The following is a 24,289-nucleotide window of genomic DNA, read 5'->3' on the forward strand; positions in this document are numbered from 1 at the left end:
TTGGGATATTCGCCTGGTGGAGTGCAGGCCTTTGGGCAGAAACCAGGCATTCAAAACTGATGCGTGAGTCGAAACAGGTGAGTCTGAGGTGTTGATGAAGTAAGGAGGACTGTGGCGAATCTGTTCCCTCTGTAGAGCCAGAACCTCTTTCCAATCATCGTAGGAGAGAGCGAGACGGAGTCCAAATGAGGTGGGCGCCGGCCAAGAACGGGCAAACAGGAGGCCGCTTTGGAATTCAGACTACTGCGCTATTTCGTTGCGGTCGCGGAAGAACTGCATTTCGCACGAGCGGCCGAGCGCCTTGGCGTCGAGCAATCGCCCGTGTCGCGCGCAATGCGCAATCTCGAAGCCACTCTCGGCGTGCAGCTGTTCGACCGCAGCGCGAACCAGACACGGCTAACCTGGGCCGGCCAAGTGTTCCTCGGCGAGAGCCGGCGCGTGCTGGCCACCGTGGAGCAGGCGGTGAGTGCCGCAAAGGCGGCGGCGCAAGGCTATCAGGGTTATCTGCGCATCGCCATCTGCGACAGCTTGGCGCAGCCCCACATTGCCACCTTGCTGGCGCGCAGCCGCGAGGAAGAACCGGAACTGGAGATTCGCGTCTTCGAGCTGCCTTTCGCGCAGCAGCTCAAGGGCCTGCACAACGATCTGCTGGACATCGGCTTTGCGCTCTCGGATGCGGTGAATGATGGCCTCGTCGCCGTGCCTGTTTGGACCGATCCGCTATCAGTAATCGTGCCCGTGCGCCACCCCTTGCTTGTGCATGCGGAAGTGCCGCTGGAGGAAGCCTTGAAGTTTCCGCTGGTGCTGTGCCATCCCGACGCGGGATCGGGCTGCCACCATCAGATCCAGGCAGTGCTTCAAGGTGCGTCCAAGCCGCTCAAGCTGGTAGATCAGGTGACGAGCTTAGGCGTGATGCTGACTCTGGTCGGTGCCGGTTACGGCATCGGTTTCGCCATTGCTTCGCAGGTGCAGACCCTGAACCGCCCCGACATAACCGTCCGCCCCTTGGCCGGTACGCCACCCATGCTGTCCACCTACCTGCTGCGCCGCGGCGCCGAACCCTCTGAACCCATGAGGCGGTTCCTGCAGCGCGCACACGAGGAGTTCCTGCTAAAAGGAGATGAGCCGGCCTCGTGACGTTGAGCGCTGGGGTACATTGGCTATTGCTGGCTGTCCATGGCTCGCACTGGACTTGCTCGGAGCGCGCGTTGACCAAGCGTGGTTTTTCAGTCCATAATTATGTCCATCTCGGTTCGCCGAGTGCGGAAAACTCGTTATCAATCAACGAGTTGGGAACACGATAAGGTTCCCTTCACCCGCTCCAAATGAATTGTCAAAGGCCGTCAAGGACATACACCTGACGGCCTTTTTCATTGGTAAATCAAGAAGTTACCTTGCAGCGATGTACAGCGGAAGACATTGACATACATCGATGACCGGGGGAACATTTGGGGGAACAGATCAACTGTACCCCCTACAGGGGCCAAACGTTCCCCCGGATTGTTCCCCCATGCTGACGGATCCCGCTTGTAAAAACGCCACATGCCCACAGGACAAGCCACGCATTCGCTTGGCTGATGCCGGGGGACTGTACCTGGAGGTGACGCCCAACGGTTCGAAGCGATGGTTCGCGAAGTACCGGTTTGATGGCAAAGAAAAGCGGCTGGCGTTGGGCAGCTACCCTAGCGTCTCACTCAAGGCGGCACGAGACGGTCGAGATCAAGCTCGCAAGGCTCGCGAGAGTGGGTCCGATCCCGTGCAGGTACGCCAGGCAGAAAAGCTGTCCAAGGCAGTTGCGGGAGCAAACACCTACGAGGTGGTGGCGCGAGAGTTCCACGGCGTTAAGTCAGCGGGCTGGAGCTCCGGCCATGCCGCCAAGTGGCTGCGGATGAACGAGCTCTATTTGTTCCCCCACATCGGCAGCTTGCCGCTCGGCAACATCAAGGCGCCGTCACTGCTGGCCACGCTGCGCAAAGCCGAAGCCAAAGGCATCCTCAGCACGGCTCAAGACCTGCATCAAATGGCAGGACAAGTGTTCCGCTACGGAATCCAGACTGGCTATTGCGAGCACAACCCCGCGAGCGATCTGAAGGGGGCACTCAAGCCACACATTGCCAAGCACTTCTCTGCAGTGCTTGATCCCGTTCAGGCGGGAGGCTTGCTGCGTGCCATTGATGGGTACACCGGGCAGCCGACCACCTTGGCTGCCCTGCAACTGTCGGCGCTCTTCTTTCAGCGGCCGGGCAATATCAGGTCGATGGAGTGGACATGGGTTGATCTGGAAGGCGCCATGTTGACCATTCCTCCGTCCCAGATGAAGCGCAAGCTGCATGAGAAGGTGAACGGCAAACCGCACCTAGTGCCGTTATCTACCCAGGCTGTACGCATTCTCAGCTCGATCAAACCACTGACCGGAAACGGGCGGTACGTATTCCCCGGGGCACGCGACCATACCAAGCCCATGAGTGACGGCACCATCAATGCGGCGCTGCGTCGGCTCGACTTTGGCAATGACGAACATGTGGCTCACGGGTTTCGGGCCATGGCTCGAACCATGATTGCTGAGCGCATCCCGGGCATTCCCGCTGACATGGTGGAAGCTCAACTGGGCCACGGCAAATCCGGCCCCTGGGCAGCGCCTACGACCGGGCTGAGTATCTGGAGCAACGCCGGCAAATGATGCAGACGTGGGCTGACTACCTAGACACGTTGCGGGCTGGCGCGGCCGTGATTGAGTTGAGGCGAGCATGAGCCCCCAATTGGACAGTTCATCAAGCAAGCCCGTCCAAAGGTGCTTCTCGGGGCCCGCGATTGGACGCGCGGGCAATGGAAGTCTCACCAGATGAAAGACGTGATCAAGACCCTTTGGCGCGAGGAAGTGGCTGCGTGGAACGTGATTACAAGAGACCACATGGGTATTCCCGAGTCGGTCATGAGGGACCATGGGATGAGCGCTTGGGACGTCATCGCATTTCAAGATTCGGGCATGGAGGCGCACCTCGAAGAAGCGAATAAGCAACTTGAGATTTTGTTTCAGGCCTCCCCTCAAACGCCCCGAGCTGCAATTTGGCACACCAGCTTGAGTTATGGGGCTCTGTACTTGACATTGGATGAAGCGGAGGACGAGCTTTCAAGTCTTCAGACACTGATGCTTGTAGCGTCCAAGCGTGGGAGTGTGCTGGCCTTGATCGGGAAGATTGATGAGAAGGAAGTTCTGATTAGCATGGGGCGCAAAGCGCTGGCTACTGCTGGCGCAAATGCCTTACATGCGGAAAATCGAGCGATGAAAGCTGACGTGTTTGCATGGCTAGACGCTCATATGAAGAACTTCAAAAGTATGGACAAGGCAGCCGAAGCCATTGCCGGAAAGATTGCCCCAATTGCATTCAGAACGGCACGAGCTTGGGTCGGTGAGTGGAAAAAGTTGCGCTCTGCCGGCACAACGTAGTTCCTGCTTGCGCAGTGCATCGTGCGCCGGCCAATCTATCTCCATGCCGGCTGACCGGCTTCAAACCCAACGCCTGAAAATCAAAACTGCTCCCCACGTTTACAACGGCTGACAAGGCCGTCACCAAGGAGCAGCAATGTCGATTTTGAGAATGCCAGCCGTCAAGGCTGAAACCGGTTACCGCTCGCACGCCAGCATCTACAACGCCATCAAGGCCGGGCTTTTCACGAAGCCGGTATCTATTGGCCAACGCTCTGTTGGCTGGCCTGATGATGAGGTTCGCGCTATTTGTGCAGCCCGCATTGCAGGCAAGTCGGATGATGAGATCCGAGCACTCGTGATGCACCTGCACGCCAAGCGAACCGAACGCCTGGCCGCGTTGGTCTCGCAATAGGGGGCGTCATGAGTCAGAAACGTGAACCCCCGGCATATCAGGAATACGCGGCAAACATGCTGGCGAATGCCGACTTTCGCTCCATGTCGCTGGCTGAGCGCGGATTGCTCTACACCATCAGGCTTGAATGCTGGGCAAACAAGCGACTGCCGGCTGACCCCGAAAAACTGTCTCGGTTTCTGGGCAGCCCTCAGGGTGAAGTCACCGCAGCGTTGAATGCCTTGGCGTCATTTGTTGAGGTCAGGGGTGACTTCATTGTTTGCCCTGAACTCGACAGCTACAGGGAGCATCTTGAGCAGCGCAAAGCCAAGCAATCTGCAGGCGGCAAAAAAGGCGCTGCAAAAATCAATCAACGGAATTGCGCACCCGACGAACCTGCGGGTAACCCGACGAGCACCCCACCGGGTACCTCAGCGAGTACCCCGACGAGTACCTCGGCGAGTACCCTGACGAGTAAGTCGCGAGGTGGTCGCGAGTCCTTAGTAAAGCCCAACACAGCAAAACCCAATACAGCCTTGAAGATGGAGGCTTCTCATCAGGAATTTGTGAACGAGATCAATGAGTATGAGCGTGCTAGCAGAGGCCATTGAACTCTGGCGAGGGCTGCAAGACCTAAGCCATCGCCAGGGTTTGTTGCTTCACGCCACATTCAATGCAGGTGCCGTGCCAGTTCTGAACTTGTTCAGCGTTGCCCTAAAACTGAGCCAGGTGTTCAACCTACTTTGCTGCTTTTTGATGCAGCGGGGTTCGAGGAGTGATCACCATGGACATGATCGGCAGAATCCGGCGGCTGCACAGCCGAGGCAAGTAGCCAGAGCGGGAGATCTCGCGGATGACTGGGCTGTCGCGCAACACGATAGCCAAGTGGCTGAAGGCGCCATTGGATGGCGAGCCCAAGTACCGGCGAAGCGAGCAGCCGGGCAAATTGACGGCCTTCCACGTGGTTCTCAAGCAGGCACTCAAGGCTGATGCCCATAGGCAGGGGGCCTGCACAGATTTGTGCACCCCCGCATCGCCCGTCAGCGATGGCGGGCGTGGATTGAAACGCGAGTTGGGCGGTGTGCAAATTTGCATAGCGACGCATCGCCCGTCAGTGATGGCGGGCGTGGATTGAAACGAACATCTGGAATCCAGGCGGTCACTTGGAGTGGTGATGCTTGCCGCAGAGTCGCACGGCCATTTCCGGTGATCGCGGCGTTGCGCGCATCGCGCACCAGGGGCCGCACGTCCATTTCTGCGCCGGTGGACTCGAGTCAATCAAACCGACTTCGGAATCATTGGCCTGGAAAGTTGCGCCGAAAGTTGCTTTTAGTTGCGGACTTCCAACCTGGTGCGCAGCAAGGTACGCAGCAAAACGCGGCGTTTCTGGCATCTCAAGCTACCTGATCTTCGTGCCCGTTTGCCTGCTGACCAGCCTCTCTCATGCTGGGGTGGGTACACGTCGTAATTCTGTGGACAATGGCGCGGCCTTCGTTTCCCTGATTGCTGTCCTGACATGTTTGAACAGACTTTTAAGAACATCGACGACATCCTGCACAAAGATGCGGGTTGCACGAGCGAGTTGGACTACACCGAGCAGTCGTCTTGGCTGTTGTTCCTGAAGTATCTCGACGCGCTTGAGCAAGACAAGTCTTCTGAAGCCGAATTGGAAGGCAAGCGCTACACGTTCATCCTGGCTAAAGAGTTTCGTTGGGATAGCTGGGCGGCACCCAAGACGGCGGACGGCAAGTTTGACCACAACGCCGCCATGACAGACGACGACCTGCGGGACTTCGTCAATACCAAGCTCTTCCCTTACCTGGCCGGATTCAAGCAGCGTGCCAGCGGGCCCAACACCATTGAGTACAAGATCGGCGAGGTGTTCGGCGAAATCAAGAACAAGATCCAGAGCGGCTACAACCTGCGCGATGTGATCGAACTGGTCGATGAGCTGCGGTTTCGCTCACAGACTGAGAAGCACGAGCTCTCACACCTGTACGAAGCCAAGATCAAGAACATGGGCAACGCGGGGCGCAACGGCGGCGAGTACTACACGCCACGCCCCCTGATCCGCGCCATGATCAAGGTGCTGGACCCGAAGATCGGCGAGCGCATTTATGACGGCGCCTGCGGCTCGGCGGGCTTCTTGTGCGAGGCCTTTGATTACCTGCTGCCCAAGGCCACCAAGGCCGACGATCTGAAGACGCTGCAGACACGCACCTTCTACGGCAAAGAGAAGAAGAGCCTAGCCTACGTGATTGCGATCATGAACATGATCCTGCACGGCATCGAGGCGCCCAACGTCATCCATGCCAACACGCTGGCCGACAACATCAGCGACATTCAAGACCGGGACCGCTTTGATGTGATCTTGGCCAACCCGCCATTTGGTGGCAAGGAACGCAAGGAGGTTCAGCAGAACTTCCCCATCAAGACGGGCGAGACCGCCTTTCTGTTCTTGCAGCACTTCATCAAGACGCTGCGGGCCGGCGGGCGCGCGGCCATCGTCATCAAGAACACCTTCCTGAGCAACACCGACAACGCCAGCACCAGCATTCGCAAGCTGCTGCTTGAAAGTTGCAACCTGCACACGGTGCTGGACATGCCCGGCGGCACCTTCCAGGGGGCGGGCGTGAAAACCGTGGTGCTGTTCTTCGAGAAGGGTGCGCCCACGCGCAAGGTCTGGTTCTACCAGTTGAACCCGGGCCGCAGCTTGGGCAAGACCAATCCGCTGAACGACGACGACCTGCTTGATTTTGTCGAGCGGCAGAAGACCTTTTCCGACTCGACTCAGAGCTGGTCTGTGGACGTGGCCGGCATCGATGCTGCCACCTTCGATCTGTCCGTCAAAAACCCGAACGGCGGTGATGAAGTGGCCCTGCGCACGCCGCAGGAGATCCTCGATGAGATTGCAGCCTTGGATGCCGAGAGCGCCGAAGTGCTTGCTACGATCAGGGGGCTGGTGTGAAGCAGATCAAACGAGCTGACCTGGCCGCTGCCGCCGAGGCTGCGCTGGCAAAGCGCATCGGTGAGCTCATCACCACAGCCCGCCAAAGCGTGGTGCGCGGTATTGATCTGGTGCAGGTTCACACCTCCTTCCAGATCGGCCGCCACATCGTGGAGCATGAGCAGCAAGGCCGGGCTCGGGCCGGCTATGGCAAGGCCCTGATCACGGCTTTGGCCGAGCGGCTCTCAGCTGAGTTTGGCAAGGGCTACTCGCGCAGCAACCTGGCCTCCATGCGCAGCTTCTACCCGGCCTACCAAGCCCATGCGCCGATTGTCCAGACAGCGACTGGACAATCAAAGCTCACGCACCAGGACTTGGGCCAGATGCAGATGTACATGAACTACTTCGACCGCTACGTGAAGGCCGAAGGCGAGAACGCGACCATCGGCATCGTGCCGTGCAAGAAGAAGAACGAAGCACTGGTGGAAATCGCGCTGCCGGCAGATGCCAACATTCATGCGCGGGAGTACCGGCTGTATCTGCCGAGCAAAGTGGAGTTTCGGCAGAAGTTGCAGGAGTGGACGGGCGAGGTGGGGGATGAGTAAGGCTGAAGGCGTGGCGTGCAAAAAAGCCAATAAGGATCCAGAGGCTCGTACGAACGTTGAGTGGCGGAGCGAACCACTGGGCGCAGTCTGCGAGTTCATAAACCGCGGCATCTCGCCGACTTACTTGGAAAGTGGCGGTATTGCGGTCCTGAATCAAAAGTGTGTTCGCGACCATGCAGTCAACTTTGACCTCGGCCGGCGTCATGACGTGGCAGTCAAGAGGGTGTCACCAGAAAGGCTTGTGCGTGTTGGCGATGTGTTGGTCAACTCCACTGGAACAGGTACGTTAGGGCGTGTCGCTCAAATCAGGGAAGCACCGCCAGAGTCGGCAACTGTTGATTCGCATGTGACTATCGTTCGACCCTTGCAAGGGCTGTTCTACACCGAGTTTTTCGGGTACGCGCTGATCGCCATTGAAAATCAGATTCAAGAAGGTGGTGAGGGTTGCGGGGGCCAAACTGAACTTTCCCGCGCGAAGTTGGCCAACGACTACCGAGTCAGTTTCCCTTCTGATATCGATACGCAGCGTCGCATCGTCGCCATCCTCGACGAAGCCTTCGAGGCCATCGCCACCGCCAAGGCCCATGCCGAGCAGAACCTTCGCAACGTAATGGACGTGTTCGCTCACCATCGCGAAGCAGCACTGTCAGGTGATGCGTCCTGGTCTGAAGCGACCTTGTCTGAGCTGTGCGACATCAAGCACGGTTACGCCTTTGAAGGCGAATTCTTCGCCGACTCGGGTGAGCATGTTTTGCTGACGCCAGGCAGCTTCCACGAAGCAGGTGGCTTCCGGGATCGGGGTGACAAGACCAAGTACTTCACTGGCTCCATCCCGCCGGCCTTTGTGCTGGATGAAGGTGATCTGTTGGTTGCCATGACGGAGCAAGCGGCTGGCTTGCTCGGGAGTCCCTTGTTGGTGCCGGAGTCAGGGCGATACCTGCATAACCAGCGGTTGGGCAAGGTCATCGGCAAGCCTGATGTGCCCTGGTTCAATGGCTTTTTCTTCCATGTGTTCAATCTCATGCGTGTCCGCCAAGAGATCCACGACAGCGCGTCAGGTGCCAAGGTCAGGCATACATCGCCCGGCAAGATCGGAGCGGTTCGCGTTCGCTATCCGCGGAGCCGTGAGGTACAGCAGGCCGCGACCAATCGCCTCGATGATCTGCATGGTGAGTGTCAGCGCCTGGCTGCCATCTATCAACGAAAAATCGCCGCTCTCGACGAACTCAAGCAATCCCTCCTGCATCAGGCCTTCACCGGCCAGCTATGAGCCCGCACGCCCCGCCACACCAGATCGCATAAAGTTCAAACCCATGGGGCGTGCATCGGCCCCGACAAGGGAACCCCGCCATGGCCAAGAGCAACCTGCTGAAAACCGCCGACGTCACCTTCCTCGACCTGATCGGCAACGGCAAGAAATACCGCGTGCCAGCCTTCCAGCGCGACTACGCCTGGGAAGAAGAGCAGTGGGAAGACCTGTGGAACGACATCCTGGAGCTGCGCGCCACGCCGGGCGCCTTCCACTACATGGGCGCCCTGGTGCTGGAAGCCGCCTCCGACCGGGAGTTTCAGATCATCGACGGCCAGCAGCGCGTGGCCACGCTCAGCCTGCTGGCGTTGGCCGTCATATCCGGCCTTGGCACCCTGCCCGGTGACCCGGCCACCCGTGAAGCCAACCAGGAACGCGCTACGCAGCTGCGCAATCGATTCATCGGTGAAAAAGACCCCGCCTCGCTGCAGCAAAGCAGCAAGCTCTTCCTCAACGACACCGATGACGGCTTCTACCAAGACTACTTGGTGCAGTTGCGCACGCCACAGAACCCGCGTGCGCTGCCCAAGTCCAACCGACTGCTGTGGCAGTGCTTTGAATGGTTTCTCAAGCGCGTGACTGATCTGGGGCTGGACGGTGAGGGCCTTGCGCGTCTGTTGTCCGACACCGTGGCGCGGCAGCTGCTGTTCATCCAGATCACGGTAGAAGACGACCTGAGCGCCTACACGGTGTTTGAAACCCTCAACGCGCGCGGGCTGGAACTGTCGTCCACCGACCTGCTCAAGAACTACCTGTTCTCCCGGGTCAAGACTCAGGCCGATCTGGCTGCCCTGCAGCGACGTTGGCGCCAGCTGATCGGCACGGTCAAGCACGAGCGCTTCCCCGAGTTCTTGCGCTATCACCTGTTGTGCCGCTTCCCTCAGGTGCGCAAGCAAAGGCTGTTCAAGATCGTGCGTGAAGATGTGCAGACCGCTGCAGACGTGTTCGCCCTGATGGAAGCGCTGGAGGCGCGCGCTGACCTGTTCGCCGCCATGGACGATGCCACCCACGAGTACTGGGTGGACCTGCCGGCCGCGCGGCCACATGTGCGCGACCTGGCGCTGTTCGGGGTGCGTCAGCACACACCGCTGGTGTTCGCAGCCTGGGAGCGTCTGGGTCGCGAAGACGTGGTGCGAGTGCTCAAACTCTTGTGCGTGCTGTCGTTTCGATACACGGTCATCGGTGGGCTCAACACGAATGAGCTGGAGCCGGCCTACCATGCCGCTGCCAAGGGGTTACTGGACGGCGCGATCACCACGCCGGCCGGGGTGTTCGAGGCGCTGCGAGGCATCTTGGTGGATGACGAGCGTTTCATACGCGATTTCTCGACCAAGGACATCGACACACACGGCCGCCGCAAGCGCTTGGTGAAGTACGTACTGTGCAAGCTTGAGGCCGATGCCTCGGGCGTGGCCCGAGACTGGGAATCCGATCCCGCCACGATTGAACACGTGCTGCCCGAGAACCCCTCCGCCGCCTGGGACGATGCCTTTGCACCCGAGCGCCAGAAGGACTTCACCTACCGGCTGGGCAACCTGCTCTTGCTGGAAGCACCCATCAACCGGGCCTGCCAAAACGACACGTTCACGCAGAAGCTCTCGCGCTATGCCGGCAGCACCTACCGTATGACGGTAGACATGGCGGGTTCGGGTCAGGCGGAATGGACGCCGGCCGCCATCAATGCCCGACAGGATCTGCTAGCGCAGCGTGCAGCGCATGTGTGGCGCGTGGACTTCGCCTGAGCCATGAACGAAGCCGAGACCCGCGCGGAACACATTGACCCTGCCCTGAAGGCCGCTGGCTGGGGCGTGGTTGAAGGCAGTCGCATCCTGCGCGAGCACGGCATCACGCAAGGCCGGCTGCAGGGTGGCGGCAAACGGGCCAAGGCAGAGATCGCCGATTACGTTCTGGTCTACCGAAACACCAAGCTGGCCGTCATCGAGGCCAAGGCTTGGGACAAGCCGTATACCGAAGGTGTGGCGCAGGCAAAGAGCTATGCGGCCAAGCTGGCTGTGCGCCATACCTATGCCACCAATGGCCAGGCGATTTACGGCATCGACATGGCCACGGGCGCCGAAGGTGACGTTGCCAACTACCCGAGCCCGGACGAGTTGTGGGCCCTGACCTTTGCCGAGGCCAACGCCTGGCGCGACCGCTTCGCTGCCGTACCTTTTGAAGACAAGGGCGGCACGTGGCAGGGGCGCTATTACCAGGACATCGCGATCGATCGCGTTCTGCAAGCCATAGCCGACGGGCGCGATCGCATCTTGCTCACGCTGGCCACAGGCACGGGCAAAACTTTCATCGCCTTTCAGCTGGCCTGGAAGCTCTTTCAAAGCCGCTGGAATCTGGCCGACTGGAAAAGCGGCGCCGAGCCGTCTCGACGCCCGCGCATTCTGTTTTTGGCCGATCGCAACATCCTGGCGGATCAGGCCTACAACGCGTTTTCGGCCTTCGCTGACGATGCGCTGGTGCGGATCGACCCCGCCAGCATCAGCAAGAAGGGCCGGGTGCCGAAGAACGGCAGCATCTTCTTCACGATCTTTCAGACCTTCATGAGCGGCCCAGGCGGCTCGCCATACTTTGGTGAGTACCCGGCCGACTTCTTCGACTTCATCGTGATCGACGAATGCCACCGCGGCGGTGCCAACGATGAAGGCAGCTGGCGCGCCATCCTCGATTACTTCGCGCCGGCCGTGCAGCTCGGTTTGACGGCCACGCCCAAGCGCACACTCAATGCCGACACCTATGCCTACTTCGGCGAGCCGGTGTTTGTGTATTCGCTCAAGGAGGGCATCAACGATGGCTTCCTGACGCCGTTCAAGGTCAAACAGATCGCCACCACGCTGGACGAGTACGTGTATACGCCTGACGACCTGGTGGTTGAGGGTGATATTCAGGCTGGCAAGCGCTACGAAGAAAAGGACTTCAACAAGATCATCGAGATCAAGGAGCGCGAGGCCTACCGGGTCAAACTCTTGATGAGCATGATCGACCAGCGCGAGAAGACCATCGTGTTCTGCGCCACCCAGGCCCATGCGCTGGCCGTGCGTGACCTGATCAACCAGGCCAAGACCAGCACCGACCCGCTCTATTGCGTGCGGGTGACGGCCAACGACGGCGCACTGGGCGATCAATATCTGCGCGACTTTCAGGACAACGAGAAGACCATCCCGACTGTCCTGACCACGTCGCAAAAGTTGTCCACGGGCGTTGACGCACGCAATGTGCGCAACATCGTGCTGATGCGGCCGGTGAATTCGATGATCGAGTTCAAGCAGATCATCGGCCGTGGCACTCGCTTGTATGACGGCAAGGACTACTTCACGATCTATGACTTCGTGAAGGCGCATCACCTGTTCAGCGATCCGGAATGGGATGGCGAACCGATCGAGCCGGAACCGCCCAAGCCCAAAACGGGGGGCGTGGAAAACGGGCCTATCGTGGTTGGCGTCAACGAGCCCCGGCCAAAGGATCCGATCGACCCGCGCCCGGCAAAGATCAAGGTAAAGCTGGCCGATGGCAAAGAGCGCGCGATTCAGCACATGTCTGCCACCACCTTCTGGAGCGCAGATGGGCGGCCTATGTCGGCTGCGCAGTTTCTGGAGAGCCTGTTCGGTGCGCTGCCCGAGTTCTTCAAGGATGAAGACGAGTTGCGCCGCATCTGGAGCGATCCAGCAACCCGCAAGGCGCTGCTGGCAGGCCTGGGCGACAAAGGTTTTGGCCGCGAACCCCTGGCCGAAATGCAAAAAGCCATCGATGCGACCGACAGCGATCTATTCGATGTGTTGGCCTACGTGGCGTTCGCCGCCGCACCCCAAACTCGTGAAGCGCGAGCTGCTGCTGCACGCGCGGCCTCCGCCACTGAATTCACTGACAAACAGCGCGCATTCGTCGATTTCGTGCTGGCTCAATACGTGAAGCAAGGCGTGGACGAACTGGATGCCGAGAAGTTGTCACCGCTGTTGAAGTTGAAGTATCAAAACGCGCTGTCGGATGCGTTTGCCGAACTGGGCAAACCCGAGCAGGTACGCGGCGTTTTCGTTGGGTTTCAACGGCACTTGTATGAGCCGGCTTCACCAGGTAACGCTGGCAAAGCATCGGACGCTTAGCAAGGACAAGGCTGTGCCCAAGCCTGATCTCTACGGGAGAAGTCCAACGCCTGTGGTGCTGCGCAATGTGAGCGGATCAACGGAGCCCTTCAACCATGTTCAGCTTTTTTCTTGACCTGAAGCGTCGTCTGTTTGGTAGCCGGGAGGCGCCGAGCCAGCCGCAGACAAAAGCTGTTTGGCGTCGGCTTCAACCTGATCCAGACGAACCAGATACATACGAGGAATTCCGGCGCGGTTTTATCGAGGTGCACCTCAAGGATGGAAGCAGTCGCCTGATTCCGACAAAACAAAAAGCCGATCTGCCGACGCAAGATTGAGCGAAGCTGGCGAAGCATTCAGGGGGGAAGATGCCCGTCACGCTGTCCGATGGTCGAACCTATGACCTGTCGTTTGAGCGATGCGCCGAGCAGCGACATGTTTTGTCGCCGAGGTCGTCGCTAAGGGCCTCTCTGCCTAGCGTGCAGCGTCTCATCGATGTTGTGGTGCTTGACGGCTGCGGGCTCCCCCCACGTTTCATTGGCAAGAATGCCTTTGAATGGCAGGCGATATTGCTGCGCTCCGACGACGATGCCTGGTCCTGGTTTGATTGGTACTCGTCGCAGACGGAGCGGGTCGGTCGTGAACTGACGAACGCGCTTCGCGGCCCGGTCATGCCGCCCATGCAAGATCTCGGGTCTCCCATCTGGGGCTCAGCCCTGGTTGAACGCATTCGTCGCCGCGGCCCCGCTCGGGCAACTGCCGGAGAATGGGTTCGGTTCATCTTGGCATCTGGTGAGCATGGGGTCAGCAAGGACGAAACCAAACATTCCGGCGTGATTCACCGCTTGGCGGGAGCCTTCCAGGAGGCAGACGTACTCACGCGCCAGCAGGTTGCGTCAATGGTGAACCTGCAGGCCGCAACGCCACGGGTCCGCTTGATGGTCGATGAGAGCTTTCGCCCCTCGAACGACTGGATTGAATGCGCGCAGCCGATCAAGCGCACCGAATACACCAAGCGCAACTTGCTCGGCCGATGGCCGACATCGGTGTATGTGGTCCGGTACCGGCATCGCTCGCTCGGCTGGTCTGTTGTGCTGGCAAGGCACCACGATCTGATTCAAAGCGAGCGCAAGTGGTGGTTGGTTCTGGATGCCAAGGGGAAAAGTGTTCATGGTCAGCCGATCCATGGCTATTCGTCGGCACGCCAAGCGTTGGCGCAGGCTCGGGTGTTCTTGGCAGGACAGTTCAAGAAGTCGGCCAGGGCGCGACATACGCCTCGCTGGGAGCATTTCAGCTTGCACGGCCTGGGAACCTATGCCGAGTTGTTGATCACTCTGCCGGAGTGGGTGGACAGTTTCTACAGTCCACGGCATTTTCCCGGTGTGCGCAACTTGCTCGTGCATCTGCGAACCAACGTTTGCCGCACCGACGATGGGCGACGCGTGCTCTTTTTGGACGAGGTGCAGAGCGATTGGCACGGCATGCTGGCGAAGCAGTCGCATGTCGATCGAGACGCAGCATCCTCAGCGCCAGATGCTCCGTTTGCGCGCGAGTGGCCGATGCTCGCGCTCAAGGTCGCCTTGTGGTGGGCATCGCAACAGGGGCTGGATGGGGTGGCATGGAGCTCGCCAGAGTTGCATCAATTGCGCTGGGAAGGGTGGTATCCGCCGAGCGGCGTTTATCGGCATGATTTACCTGATGCCGCCCGGAAGCTGTCGCGTGTTTTGCAGCTGGAACTGTCTCGTGTCTTGTTGTTGCAGCGCCGCGTGCAGCCGACTGAGCAGCATGTAAAGACGTGGCGTGTACTTGGCTCAAACGGATTGCAACCCTGCGGAGCGTTTGACACGCGTGAGCAGGCCGAAAGATATGCGGATCTGATTGGCGCTACCGATACGCTTGCGGCGCCCGTGCTCTGGCTAGACAGTGATCGACCAATCAAACGCATGCCGCTGTTTGGCGTGGGTGACCCGGCAGCGTGGGTCGAAGAACCGACGCAGGAAAACAAGCGCGATGTGCCAAGGCACAAAACCGAGGCCGGATCCGGACGAATCAGGTCAGACCTCGCGCTTGATGGTTAGCATTCTGGCTGGCGGCAAGGTCAGTGCCAGCCGACCAAACTTGGCTGACGAGGGTTAACCAGTGTGGTTACCATGCAGCTGCCATGTGGTTACCACGTGGTTACCAACCATAGGGGCGATCCGACACGAACATCCGGCCGCCAGCAGTCGCAAAGCGGGGGAACAAGTGGGGGAACACGCAGCAATAATTATGAGAAAATCCCATAGCTGACAACAGCTTGCAACTGTTTTTAGCTTCCCTTCACCGCTTGATGGCAGTTTCGGACTGCGCCACTACTACTTGGCGCATTCGCTTCCTGAATGCTGCTCCAACCCCATGTCCGCATCCAGTCACGCCCCTGATCCGGCTGATCCGAATTCGCCGGAGTCTGACCAGCACGCCACGCCGGCCTCCGAGACAGCGCCGCCGCGTCGCACGATCCGCAGTTATGTGCGGCGTGCCGGGCGCACCACCGAAGGCCAAGCTCGCGCCCTGACCGAGTTGGGGCCGCGCTTCGTGTTGCCATTTGAAGAAAAGCCGCTCGACTTTGCCGCCGCCTTCAGTCGCAACGCCCCGACCGTGCTGGAGATCGGCTTCGGCATGGGCGACGCCACCGCCAAGATCGCCAAGGCCATGCCGGACACCAACTTCATCGGCTGCGAGGTGCACGAACCCGGTGTGGGCGCCCTGCTCAAGCACATGGGCGACCTGCAGATCGACAACATCCGCATCGTGGCGCACGACGCCGTACAGGTGCTGCAGCACATGATTCCGCCGGGTTCTCTGGCCGGGGTGCACGTGTTCTTTCCCGACCCGTGGCACAAGAAGAAGCACAACAAGCGCCGGCTGATCCAGGCGCCGTTCGTCGAGACACTGGTTTCGCATCTGGCACCCGGCGGCTATCTGCATTGCGCCACGGACTGGGAGCCCTACGCCCAGCAGATGCTCGCCGTGCTGTCGGCCAACCCCGACTTGCGCAACACCGCTGAAGGCTACGCCCCCAAACCGGCCTACCGCCCACTCACGAAGTTTGAAAACCGTGGCCTGCGGCTGGGCCACGGCGTGTGGGATCTGGTGTTCAAGCGGGCCTGATCAGGCCTTCCAGTCGACCCAGCCGGTGAACCCGGTCAGCAGCACCACCGCGCCAAACACCAGCCGATACCACGCGAACGGCACGAAGCTGTGCGTGGCCACGTAGCGCAGCAGCCAGCGCACGCACACCCAGGCCGACAAGAAGGACAGCAGCAAGCCCACCGCGAACAGCGGCACATCGGCCACGCTCAGCAAGGCACGTTCCTTGTACAAGCTGTAGGCGCCGGCGCCAACCAGCGTCGGAATGGCCAGGAAGAAACTGAATTCCGTGGCGACCTGCCGCGACAGGCCCAGCAGCATGCCGCCAATGATGGTTGACCCCGAGCGGCTGGTGCCGGGGATCATGCCGAAGCACTGCACCAGGCCCACCTTGAGCGCGTCCAGCGGCGTGAGGTCGTCCACCGAATGAATGCGCGGTTGCACCTGACGGCGCTCGGCCCACAAAATGACCAGCGCCCCGACGATAAAGGCCGAAGCCACCACCCACGGCGTGAACAGGTGCGACTTGATGAACTTGCCGAGCACCAGGCCGATCACCACGGCCGGCAAGAAAGCGATGAGCACGTTGAGCGTGAAGCGCTGCGCGCGGGCGTCCGACCCCAGACCGGCCACCGTATCGCGAATACGCTGGGCATAGACCAGGATGATCGCCAGGATCGCACCCGGCTGGATGGCGATTTCAAAAGCGCGCGCCCGATCTGCCCCCACCACCTGCTCGAAATGCAGCAACGCGTCGGCCAGGATCAAATGTCCGGTGCTGGAGATCGGCAGGAACTCGGTCAGGCCTTCGACCACGCCCATGATGGCGGCCTTGATCAGCAAAAGAATGTCCAAGATGGGTCTCGCAGTTGACGGCCAACCTCGAAAGAATTGGCGGGTTGAACGGGATGCCGGCTGGCAAAGCTCGCGATCTTAGCGACCACGTCTGACAATTCGTGATGCGCGCCACGCCGAGCTGCGGCACGAACGATCTGCCCGTCAGCCGGTTTGTATGCAATCTGCCCAGACAGCTCGCGGCTGAGCTACATTACTGACCAGTCAGTCAGTATGAAACCATGACCCTCTGTCCGGTTCGCCGCCAGCGCCGCAAAGACGCCCGCCCGCATGAGCTGCTCGACGCCGCATTGAGCCTGTTCGTCGAAAAGGGCTTTGCAGCCACCCGCTCCGAAGAAGTGGCCCGACGCGCCGGCGTATCCAAGGGCACGCTCTACCTTTACTACCCGAGCAAAGAGGAGCTGTTCAAGGCCGTGGTGCGGCAGAGCCTGACTCCCATCATTGCCCGTGGCGCCGACATCGTGGGCAGCTTCACCGGCAGCACGCCCGAACTGCTCGTGCGCCTGATGACGACCTGGTGGAACAGCGTGGGCAACACGCGTGCCTCGGGCATCTTCAAGCTGATCCTGGCCGAGGCCTGCAACTTCCCGGATCTGACGCAGTTCTACGTCAACGAGGTGGTGATCCCGACCCGCCAACTGCTGGTGCGGGCGCTGCAGCGCGGCATCGATCGGGGTGAATTTCGCCCGCTCAACGTCGATGAAGTTGCTCATGCGCTGATTGCCCCGGTTCAATACCTGGTGCTGCACCAGCACTCGATCGGCGCCTGCGGTTTTCACGATGTTGATCTGTCGCCGCAAAGCTTCATGAGCACCCAGATCGACATGCTGCTCTACGGCATGATGCGCCCCGAAGCGACCCGGCAGCTTGATGTGCCCGCGCTCCTTGCCCCCTTGACCCACCTCGCTCCGCCATGACCTCATCGCCACTTTCGCGTTTGACCCTGCGTTTGCCTCACGCCAAGCTGACCAGTCTGGCGGGCGCCGTGACCTTGTGCGCCGCTCTGCTCTCGCTCGCTGGCTGCGGGCGCAAGACCGACCCGGCCGCCGCCGACACGCGCACCGCCATTGCGCTGGAACTGAGCCCGACCGACGTGATCACCGCGCGCACCATCGAGCTCACCCGCAGCATTGCCGTGTCGGGCGGGCTCAAGGCGGCCAACTCGGCGGTGGTCAAGGCCAAGATTGCTGCCGAGATCGAGAGCCTCACGGTGCGCGAGGGCGACCCGGTGCAAGCCGGGCAGGTGATCGGCCATCTCGACGCGCGCGAGGTGCGATTCAAGCTCGCCCAGGCTCGCGAGCAAGCCGCGTCCACCAAGGCCCAGCTCGACATCGCCCAGCGAGCCCTCGACAACAACAAGGCGTTGGTGGACAAGGGCTTCATCTCGAAAAATGCGCTCGACACCTCGGTGTCGAACACCGCCGGGGCGCTTGCCAACCTGCAAGCGGCGCAGGCTGCGGTCGACCTGGCGCAGAAGGCGCTGGATGACACCACGCTGCGTGCGCCGATCAGCGGCTTCGTCTCGCAGCGCCTGGCCCAACCGGGCGAACGCATCGCGGTGGACGGCCGCCTCGTCGAAATCGTCGATCTCTCGCGTATCGAGCTGGAAGCCGCACTCACCCCGCAAGACGTGGCCGAGCTCAAGCCCGGCTACCCGGCCTCCTTGCGCGTGGACGGCATCGACACGCCCGTCGCCGCCAAGGTCGCCCGCATCAGCCCCGCTGCACAAGCCGGCAGCCGCGCGGTGATGGTCTACCTGGCCCTCGCACCGCACCCCGCCCTGCGCCAAGGACTGTTCGCTACCGGTCAGATCGACTTGGAACGCCGCAAGGCCCTGGCCGTGCCCGAGTCGGCCGTGCGTACCGACCAGGCCGCGCCCTACGTGCTGACCATCGATGCCACAGCGGGCACCGCCGCCCACGTGGTGCAGCGACGCGTGCGCCTGGGCACGCACGGCCGCGTGGGCGACGAAGCACAGGTCGAGATTCTTGACGGCATCCAACCCGGCGCGCAGTTGCTGGCCGCCAGCGTCGGCCTGGTGCGCGACGGCACGCTCGTCAGCATCACGGCCACGCCCAAGGCGAGCCCTGCGTCCAGCGCCTCGGCTGCGCACTGATCGGGGGCCGCGCCATGTGGTTCACCCGCGTCTCGATTCACAACCCCGTGATGGCGACCATGGTCATGCTGGCCCTGGTCGTGCTCGGGCTGTTTTCGTTCCAGCGCCTCAAGGTCGATCAGTTTCCCGACATCGAATTCCCGACCGTGGTGGTGCAGCTCGACTACCCCGGCGCCTCGCCCGAGATCGTCGAGTCCGAGGTGACCAAGAAGGTCGAGGAGGCCGTCAACACCATCGCCGGCATCAAGCAGCTCTACTCGCGTTCGTACGAGGGCACCTCGGTCGTCATCATCGAGTTCAACCTCGAAATGGACGGCCGCCGCGCCGCCGACGACGTGCGCGAAAAGCTCTCGCTGATTCGCCCGACCCTGCGCGACGAGGTCAAGGAGCCGCGCGTGCTGCGCTTCGACCCGGCCAGCCGCCCGATCTACACGCTGGCGCTGCTCTCGCCCGATGGCACGCGCAGCCAGATGGAGCTGACCACCTACGCCGATCAGATCGTCAAGAAGCGCCTCGAAAACGTGCGCGGCGTGGGCTCCGTCAGCCTCGTCGGCGGGCTCAAGCGCGAGGTCAACATCTACCTGCGGCCCGACGACCTCGAAGCCCAGGGCGTCACGGTCGATCAGGTGCAGGCCGTGGTGGCCAGCGAGAACCAGGACCTGCCCGCCGGCACGCTGCGCTCGCGCATCAACGACCGCGTCGTGCAGATCGACGCCCGGCTCAAGCGCCCCGACGACTTCAAGCAACTGATCGTGGCGCGACGCGGCAATGCGGCCGTGCGCCTGTCGCAAGTCGCCGACGTGGTGGACGGCCCGCAAGAGGTGGACAGCCTCGCCCTCTACAACGGCCAGCGCACCCTGGCGCTCGACGTGCTCAAGGCCCAGGGCGAGAACACCATCGACGTGGTGCGCGGCCTGCAAGGCGTGGTGACGGACCTCAACGCGCAGTTGCCCAAAGGCATGCGGCTCACCGTGGTGCGCGACAACTCGCGGCCCATCCAGGTGTCGGTCAACAACGTGCGGCGCACGCTCATCGAGGGCGCGCTGCTCACCATCGGCATCGTCTTCCTGTTCCTCAATTCGTGGCGATCCACCGTCATCACGGGGCTGACCTTGCCCATCGCATTGATCGGCACCTTCTTCTTCATGCAGGTGCTGGGCTTCTCGATCAACATGGTCACGCTGATGGCGCTGAGTCTGTGCGTGGGCCTGCTGATCGACGACGCCATCGTGGTGCGCGAGAACATCGTGCGCCACGTGCAGATGGGCAAGAGCGCGATGCAATCGGCGCTCGACGGCACCAGCGAGATCGGCCTGGCGGTGCTGGCCACCACGCTGTCCATCGTGGCGGTGTTCCTGCCCATCGGCTTCATGGCCGGCATCATCGGCAAGTTCTTCCACGAGTTCGGCATCACCATCGTGGCAGCCGTGCTGATCTCGATGTTCGTGAGCTTCACGCTCGACCCGATGCTGTCCAGCATCTGGCACGACCCCGCCATCCACGCCGAAGGCGCCACCGCCGCGCCGCGCACCTTCTACGACCGCACCATCGGCCGCGTCACCGGCTGGGTGGACCGCTGGTCGCACGGCCTGGGGCGGTTCTACGAGACCATGCTGAGCTGGTCGCTGCAGCACAAGTTCGTGACGCTGCTCATCGCCGTGGCCAGCATCGTCGGGGCCATCGGCATGCTGCGCTTCGTCGGCACCGAGTTCGTGCCCAAGGCCGACTACTCCGAGACCTTCGTCAACTTCTACACCCCGATGGGCTCGTCGATCGAGGCCACCGAGGCCAAGGCCCGGCAGGTGGACGCGATCCTGCGCGAGATGCCCGAGGTGCAGTACACCGTCACCTCGATCAACACCGGGCAGGCACTGGGGCGCAACTTCGTCAGCGTGTATGTGCGCCTGGTCGATCGCCATCTGCGCCAGCGCAACGTCGATCAGATGTCGGCCCCGCTGCGCGAGCGACTGGCGCGGGTGCCCGGCATCACGGTCACGCACGTCGGGCTGCTCGATGCCGTGGGCGGGCAAAAGCCGATCTCGCTGTCGATCCAGGGCACCGACCTGAAAGAGCTCGAACGCCTGACCAAGCAGTTGCGCGCCACCATCGGCCAGGTGCCGGGCGTGGTCGATCTCGATTCGAGCATGAAGCCCAACAAGCCGACGGCCACCGTGCGTATCCGGCGCGACGCGACGTCCGACATGGGCATGAGCGTCGGCTCGCTGACCAAGGCGCTGCGCACGCTCTACGCCGGCGACACCGTGGGCACCTGGCGCGCCGAAGACGACCAGAGCTACGACGTCAAGGTCAGCCTGCACCCCGACGCCCGCCGCACGCCCGGCGACCTGCTGAACCTGGGCCTGGCCACCACCCTGGCCAGCGACGGCACGCCGCGCGTGGTGCGCTTCGCCCAGGTGGCCGATGTGGAGCCCGATTTCGGCCCCAATCAGATCAACCGCCGCGACCTGAATCGCGAGGTCGAGATCACTGCCAACTTCGCGGGGCGATCGCTGGGTGAAATCTCGGCCGACATCAAGCAGATCCTCGACCGCACAGCCTTCCCACCCAGCTACGGCTACCGCTTCGGCGGCTCCACGAAAGACATGCAGGAGTCCTTCGGCTACGCGCTGTCGGCCCTGGCCATGGCGGTGATCTTCATCTACATGATCCTGGCGTCGCAGTTCAAGAGCTTCCTGCAGCCGGTGGCGCTGATGGTGTCGCTGCCGCTCACGCTCATCGGCGTGGTGCTGGCGCTGCTGGTGTTCCGCTCGACGCTGAACATGTTCTCGATCATCGGCGTGATCATGCTGATGGGGCTGGTTACCAAGAACGCCATCTTGCTGATCGACTTCGCCAACCGCGCCCGCTCGGGGCACAGCGGCGTCGGCCCCGACACCGAGCCGCTCGACCGCAACGCCGCCCTGCTGCTGGCCGCCCGCGTGCGGTTGCGTCCCATCCTGATGACGACGCTGGCCATGGTGTTCGGCATGGTGCCGCTGGCGTTTGCGCTGTCCGAAGGCTCCGAGCAGCGCGCCCCCATGGGCCAGGCCGTGATCGGCGGGGTGATCGCGTCGTCGCTGCTGACGCTGATCGTGGTGCCGGTCATCTACTGCTATCTCGACGACTTTGCCAGCGCTGTACGCAAGCGCCTGCGCCGATCCCCTGAGGATGTGGGCCATGCGTAGAGATTCTCGGAACCCCGGCCACCCCACCCTGTCCAGCTTCATACAATGCGCGGTTGACCCGTACAGCGCAATTTGAGGATGTCGCCATGAATATCGAACAAGCCCGCTTCAACATGATCGAGCAGCAGATCCGCCCCTGGGACGTGCTGGACAGCTCCGTGCTGTCGCTGCTGGCCATGGTCAAGCGCGAAGACTTCGTTCCCGCCGCCTACCGCTCCATGGCGTTCATGGATCTCGAAGTGCCGCTGCCCGATGGCCAGTGCATGCTCGCCCCGCGCGTCGAAGCCCGCATGCTGCAAGAGCTGAACGTGCACAAGCACGAGAAGGTGCTCGAAATCGGCGCGGGCTCCGGCTTCATGGCTGCCCTGCTGGCGCACAAGGCGCAGCGCGTGGTGTCGCTCGAAATCCGCCCCGAGCTGGCCGCCCTGGCCGCGCAGAACCTGCGCCGCGCCGGCATCACCAACGCCGAAGTGCGCCAAGGCGACGGCACCCTGGGCTGCTCGCAAGACACGCCGTTCGACGCCATCGTGCTGTCTGGCTCGGTGGCCAGCGTGCCCGACAAGCTGCTGAGCCAGCTCAAGCCGGGCGGCCGCCTGATCGCCATCGTCGGACAAGAGCCTGTGATGCGCGCCGTGCTGGTCACGCAAGGCGCTGACGGCCGCTTCAACAGCAAAGAGTTGTTCGACACGGTCGCCCCCCGCCTCGACGGTTTCGGCGAGCTCTCCCGCTTCCAGTTCTGAGCCGCCCGAGGCTCGACGCCCGCATCCAGTTCACACAACCTGCACGGTACCTACCAAAGGAAGATCCATGTCCCAGCGCACGCTCCAGCCCGGTTCGCAACGCCCCCGACTGCGCATGCTGCCTCGCTGCGTGGCCCTTGGCCTGCTCGCCATGGGATCGTCCCTGGTGTCCGCGCAGAGCCTGATGGATGTCTATCAGGCCGCGCGCGACTACGACGCGGCCTACCTGGGCGCCATCGCCCAAGCCCGCTCGGCCGACTTCAAGACCCGCCAGGCCGAATCGAAACGCCTGCCCACGGTGGGCTTGTCGGCCGGCGTCAACCGCACAGGCACCTCGCTGCCCGTGAGCGGCCCGATCGCTACGGCCCAAGCCGGCACCACCGCTGACGGCAACCAGTTCAACACGTCCACGCAAATCGCGCTGCAGGCCAAACAGGCGCTCTACAACGCCACCAACACCGCGCAGATCAACCAGGCACAACGCTCGCTCGACGCCGCGCAAGCCGACCTGGAAATCGCCGAGCAGGACTTGATGGTGCGGGTGTCCCAAGCCTACTTCGACGTGCTGGCCGCCCGCGACCAGCTGGCCGCGGCGCAAGCCAATGCGGCGGCCATCAGCGAGCAACTGGCCTCGGCCAAGCGCAACTTCGAGGTCGGCAACGCCACCATCACCGACGCCCGCGAAGCCCAGGCCCGCTTCGACCTGGCCACGGCGCAAGAAATCGCGGCCACCAACGACCTGATGACCAAGCGCGCCGCGCTCGATCAGCTCGTCGGCCGGCCGGCGATCGCGCCGAAGCCCCTGATGTCGCCCATCGTCCTGCCGCCGCTGGCCCCGGCCAGCATGGAAGACTGGCTCACCCGCGCCGACACCGCCCCCACGATCCGCAAGGCCCAGGTCGGCCTCGACGTGGCCAAGGAAGAAGTGCAAGTCGCCAAATCCGGGCACCTGCCGACCGTCGATCTGGTGGGCTCGCTGGCCCGCACCCACAACAACTCGCGCACCTCCACCACCCTGCCCGGCAGCACCGACAACGCCAGCATCGGCGTGCAAGGCAACCTGCCGCTGTTTGCCGGCTTCGCCGTGCAAAACCGCGTGAAAGAAACGCTGGCCCTGGAAGAGAAATCCGAGCGCGATCTGGACGCCGCCCGTCGGGCCGTCACACTGGGCACACGCCAAGCCTATCTGGGCGTGCAATCGGGCTTCGCGTCGGTCAAGGCCTACGAGGCGGCCGAAACATCGACCAAGCTGGCGCTCGAAGCCACCGAGCTGGGCTATCGCGTCGGGGTGCGCGTCAACATCGACGTGCTGAACGCGCAGACGCAGCTCTACACCACGCAACGTGACCTGTCCAAGGCGCGCTACGACGTGATCATGGCCACGCTCAAGCTGCGTCAGGCCGTCGGCTCGCTGAAGGTCGAAGACCTCGAAGCCGTCAACCGCCTGCTCGGGAACTGACCGCCCCTCGCACCGTCCGGCAAACCACCCGG

At 62.0% G+C, this 24,289-nt stretch carries 19 protein-coding genes and 1 pseudogene; 19 read left to right on the forward strand and 1 reads right to left on the reverse strand.

Going from position 1 to position 24,289, the window contains the following annotated elements; genetic code table 11:
- Positions 1-228: 228 nt before the first annotated feature.
- The 14 genes and pseudogenes from ACE3SS_RS03590 (at position 229) to trmB (ending at position 15,923) form a co-directional block, all read left to right on the forward strand.
- The gene (locus tag ACE3SS_RS03590; protein ID WP_275052747.1) at positions 229-1,137 is read left to right on the forward strand and encodes a LysR family transcriptional regulator; all 909 of its coding nucleotides are present in this window, start codon (positions 229-231) and stop codon (positions 1,135-1,137) included.
- A 373-nt stretch (positions 1,138-1,510) separates the two neighbouring features.
- Complete coding sequence (locus ACE3SS_RS03595) at positions 1,511-2,680, forward strand: tyrosine-type recombinase/integrase (protein WP_374591437.1); 1,170 nt, start codon at positions 1,511-1,513, stop codon at positions 2,678-2,680.
- Positions 2,681-2,842: 162 nt separating this feature from the next.
- A complete protein-coding gene (locus ACE3SS_RS03600; protein WP_374591439.1) occupies positions 2,843-3,448 on the forward strand; it encodes a hypothetical protein in 606 nt (201 codons plus the stop codon).
- A gap of 136 nt (positions 3,449-3,584) precedes the next feature.
- Positions 3,585-3,842, forward strand: coding sequence for a helix-turn-helix transcriptional regulator (locus tag ACE3SS_RS03605; protein WP_374591441.1), 258 nt, complete (start codon positions 3,585-3,587; stop codon positions 3,840-3,842).
- Between the two features lie 8 nt (positions 3,843-3,850).
- On the forward strand, positions 3,851-4,432 hold the full coding sequence (locus ACE3SS_RS03610; protein WP_374591443.1) for a hypothetical protein: 582 nt from the start codon (positions 3,851-3,853) through the stop codon (positions 4,430-4,432).
- A gap of 233 nt (positions 4,433-4,665) precedes the next feature.
- Positions 4,666-4,821, forward strand: a pseudogene (locus ACE3SS_RS03615) (IS21 family transposase); the annotation flags it as partial.
- 516 nt (positions 4,822-5,337) lie between these two features.
- A complete protein-coding gene (locus tag ACE3SS_RS03620) occupies positions 5,338-6,789 on the forward strand; it encodes an N-6 DNA methylase (RefSeq protein WP_374591445.1) in 1,452 nt (483 codons plus the stop codon).
- Positions 6,786-7,373, forward strand: a complete 588-nt coding sequence (locus ACE3SS_RS03625) for a PDDEXK nuclease domain-containing protein (protein ID WP_374591447.1) — start codon at positions 6,786-6,788, stop codon at positions 7,371-7,373. The genes ACE3SS_RS03620 and ACE3SS_RS03625 overlap by 4 nt, the downstream gene beginning before the upstream one ends.
- A complete protein-coding gene (locus ACE3SS_RS03630; protein ID WP_374591449.1) occupies positions 7,366-8,643 on the forward strand; it encodes a hypothetical protein in 1,278 nt (425 codons plus the stop codon). Before ACE3SS_RS03625 ends, ACE3SS_RS03630 begins: the two co-directional genes overlap by 8 nt.
- 80 nt (positions 8,644-8,723) lie before the next feature.
- Positions 8,724-10,424 (forward strand): DUF262 domain-containing protein, encoded by a 1,701-nt coding sequence (locus tag ACE3SS_RS03635; protein WP_374591451.1) that lies wholly within the window; start codon positions 8,724-8,726, stop codon positions 10,422-10,424.
- Positions 10,425-10,427: 3 nt separating this feature from the next.
- Complete coding sequence (gene hsdR / locus ACE3SS_RS03640; protein ID WP_374591453.1) at positions 10,428-12,794, forward strand: EcoAI/FtnUII family type I restriction enzme subunit R; 2,367 nt, start codon at positions 10,428-10,430, stop codon at positions 12,792-12,794.
- Between the two features lie 95 nt (positions 12,795-12,889).
- Positions 12,890-13,111 carry a hypothetical protein gene (locus tag ACE3SS_RS03645; RefSeq protein WP_374591455.1) on the forward strand — a complete coding sequence of 74 codons (222 nt, stop codon included), beginning with the start codon at positions 12,890-12,892 and terminating at the stop codon, positions 13,109-13,111.
- 30 nt (positions 13,112-13,141) lie between these two features.
- Positions 13,142-14,851, forward strand: coding sequence for a hypothetical protein (locus ACE3SS_RS03650; protein ID WP_374591457.1), 1,710 nt, complete (start codon positions 13,142-13,144; stop codon positions 14,849-14,851).
- 316 nt (positions 14,852-15,167) lie between these two features.
- Entirely contained in the window at positions 15,168-15,923 is a 756-nt protein-coding gene (trmB, locus tag ACE3SS_RS03655) for a tRNA (guanosine(46)-N7)-methyltransferase TrmB (RefSeq protein WP_374591459.1), read from the forward strand.
- Here trmB and ACE3SS_RS03660 read toward each other — a convergent pair whose 3' ends face one another.
- On the reverse strand, positions 15,924-16,757 hold the full coding sequence (locus ACE3SS_RS03660) for an undecaprenyl-diphosphate phosphatase (protein ID WP_374591461.1): 834 nt from the start codon (positions 16,755-16,757) through the stop codon (positions 15,924-15,926).
- A 221-nt stretch (positions 16,758-16,978) separates the two neighbouring features.
- On the opposite strand from ACE3SS_RS03660, the gene ACE3SS_RS03665 reads away from it, so the two are divergent.
- From ACE3SS_RS03665 to ACE3SS_RS03685, 5 genes are all read left to right on the forward strand, one after another.
- On the forward strand, positions 16,979-17,674 hold the full coding sequence (locus ACE3SS_RS03665) for a TetR/AcrR family transcriptional regulator (RefSeq protein WP_374591463.1): 696 nt from the start codon (positions 16,979-16,981) through the stop codon (positions 17,672-17,674).
- Complete coding sequence (locus tag ACE3SS_RS03670) at positions 17,671-18,873, forward strand: efflux RND transporter periplasmic adaptor subunit (RefSeq protein WP_374591465.1); 1,203 nt, start codon at positions 17,671-17,673, stop codon at positions 18,871-18,873. The genes ACE3SS_RS03665 and ACE3SS_RS03670 overlap by 4 nt, the downstream gene beginning before the upstream one ends.
- Before the next feature lie 14 nt (positions 18,874-18,887).
- Positions 18,888-22,058, forward strand: coding sequence for an efflux RND transporter permease subunit (locus ACE3SS_RS03675; protein ID WP_374591467.1), 3,171 nt, complete (start codon positions 18,888-18,890; stop codon positions 22,056-22,058).
- 86 nt (positions 22,059-22,144) lie between these two features.
- Complete coding sequence (locus tag ACE3SS_RS03680) at positions 22,145-22,798, forward strand: protein-L-isoaspartate O-methyltransferase (protein WP_374591469.1); 654 nt, start codon at positions 22,145-22,147, stop codon at positions 22,796-22,798.
- Positions 22,799-22,865: 67 nt separating this feature from the next.
- A complete protein-coding gene (locus ACE3SS_RS03685; protein WP_374591471.1) occupies positions 22,866-24,257 on the forward strand; it encodes a TolC family outer membrane protein in 1,392 nt (463 codons plus the stop codon).
- Positions 24,258-24,289 lie beyond the last annotated feature (32 nt).

The sequence above is a fragment of the Aquabacterium sp. genome (assembly GCF_041915145.1).
In the GTDB taxonomy this organism is placed as follows: Bacteria; Pseudomonadota; Gammaproteobacteria; order Burkholderiales; family Burkholderiaceae_C; genus Aquabacterium.

Bases quoted from the DNA above. Each gene is read 5' to 3' on its own strand.
- ACE3SS_RS03595 (WP_374591437.1), top strand. From the start codon at position 1,511: ATGCTGACGGATCCCGCTTGTAAAAACGCCACATGCCCACAGGACAAG.
- ACE3SS_RS03600 (WP_374591439.1), top strand. From the start codon at position 2,843: ATGAAAGACGTGATCAAGACCCTTTGGCGCGAGGAAGTGGCTGCGTGG.
- ACE3SS_RS03605 (WP_374591441.1), top strand. From the start codon at position 3,585: ATGTCGATTTTGAGAATGCCAGCCGTCAAGGCTGAAACCGGTTACCGC.
- ACE3SS_RS03610 (WP_374591443.1), top strand. From the start codon at position 3,851: ATGAGTCAGAAACGTGAACCCCCGGCATATCAGGAATACGCGGCAAAC.
- ACE3SS_RS03620 (WP_374591445.1), top strand. From the start codon at position 5,338: ATGTTTGAACAGACTTTTAAGAACATCGACGACATCCTGCACAAAGAT.
- ACE3SS_RS03630 (WP_374591449.1), top strand. From the start codon at position 7,366: ATGAGTAAGGCTGAAGGCGTGGCGTGCAAAAAAGCCAATAAGGATCCA.
- ACE3SS_RS03635 (WP_374591451.1), top strand. From the start codon at position 8,724: ATGGCCAAGAGCAACCTGCTGAAAACCGCCGACGTCACCTTCCTCGAC.
- hsdR (WP_374591453.1), top strand. From the start codon at position 10,428: ATGAACGAAGCCGAGACCCGCGCGGAACACATTGACCCTGCCCTGAAG.
- ACE3SS_RS03645 (WP_374591455.1), top strand. From the start codon at position 12,890: ATGTTCAGCTTTTTTCTTGACCTGAAGCGTCGTCTGTTTGGTAGCCGG.
- ACE3SS_RS03650 (WP_374591457.1), top strand. From the start codon at position 13,142: ATGCCCGTCACGCTGTCCGATGGTCGAACCTATGACCTGTCGTTTGAG.
- trmB (WP_374591459.1), top strand. From the start codon at position 15,168: ATGTCCGCATCCAGTCACGCCCCTGATCCGGCTGATCCGAATTCGCCG.
- ACE3SS_RS03665 (WP_374591463.1), top strand. From the start codon at position 16,979: ATGACCCTCTGTCCGGTTCGCCGCCAGCGCCGCAAAGACGCCCGCCCG.
- ACE3SS_RS03670 (WP_374591465.1), top strand. From the start codon at position 17,671: ATGACCTCATCGCCACTTTCGCGTTTGACCCTGCGTTTGCCTCACGCC.
- ACE3SS_RS03675 (WP_374591467.1), top strand. From the start codon at position 18,888: ATGTGGTTCACCCGCGTCTCGATTCACAACCCCGTGATGGCGACCATG.
- ACE3SS_RS03680 (WP_374591469.1), top strand. From the start codon at position 22,145: ATGAATATCGAACAAGCCCGCTTCAACATGATCGAGCAGCAGATCCGC.
- ACE3SS_RS03685 (WP_374591471.1), top strand. From the start codon at position 22,866: ATGTCCCAGCGCACGCTCCAGCCCGGTTCGCAACGCCCCCGACTGCGC.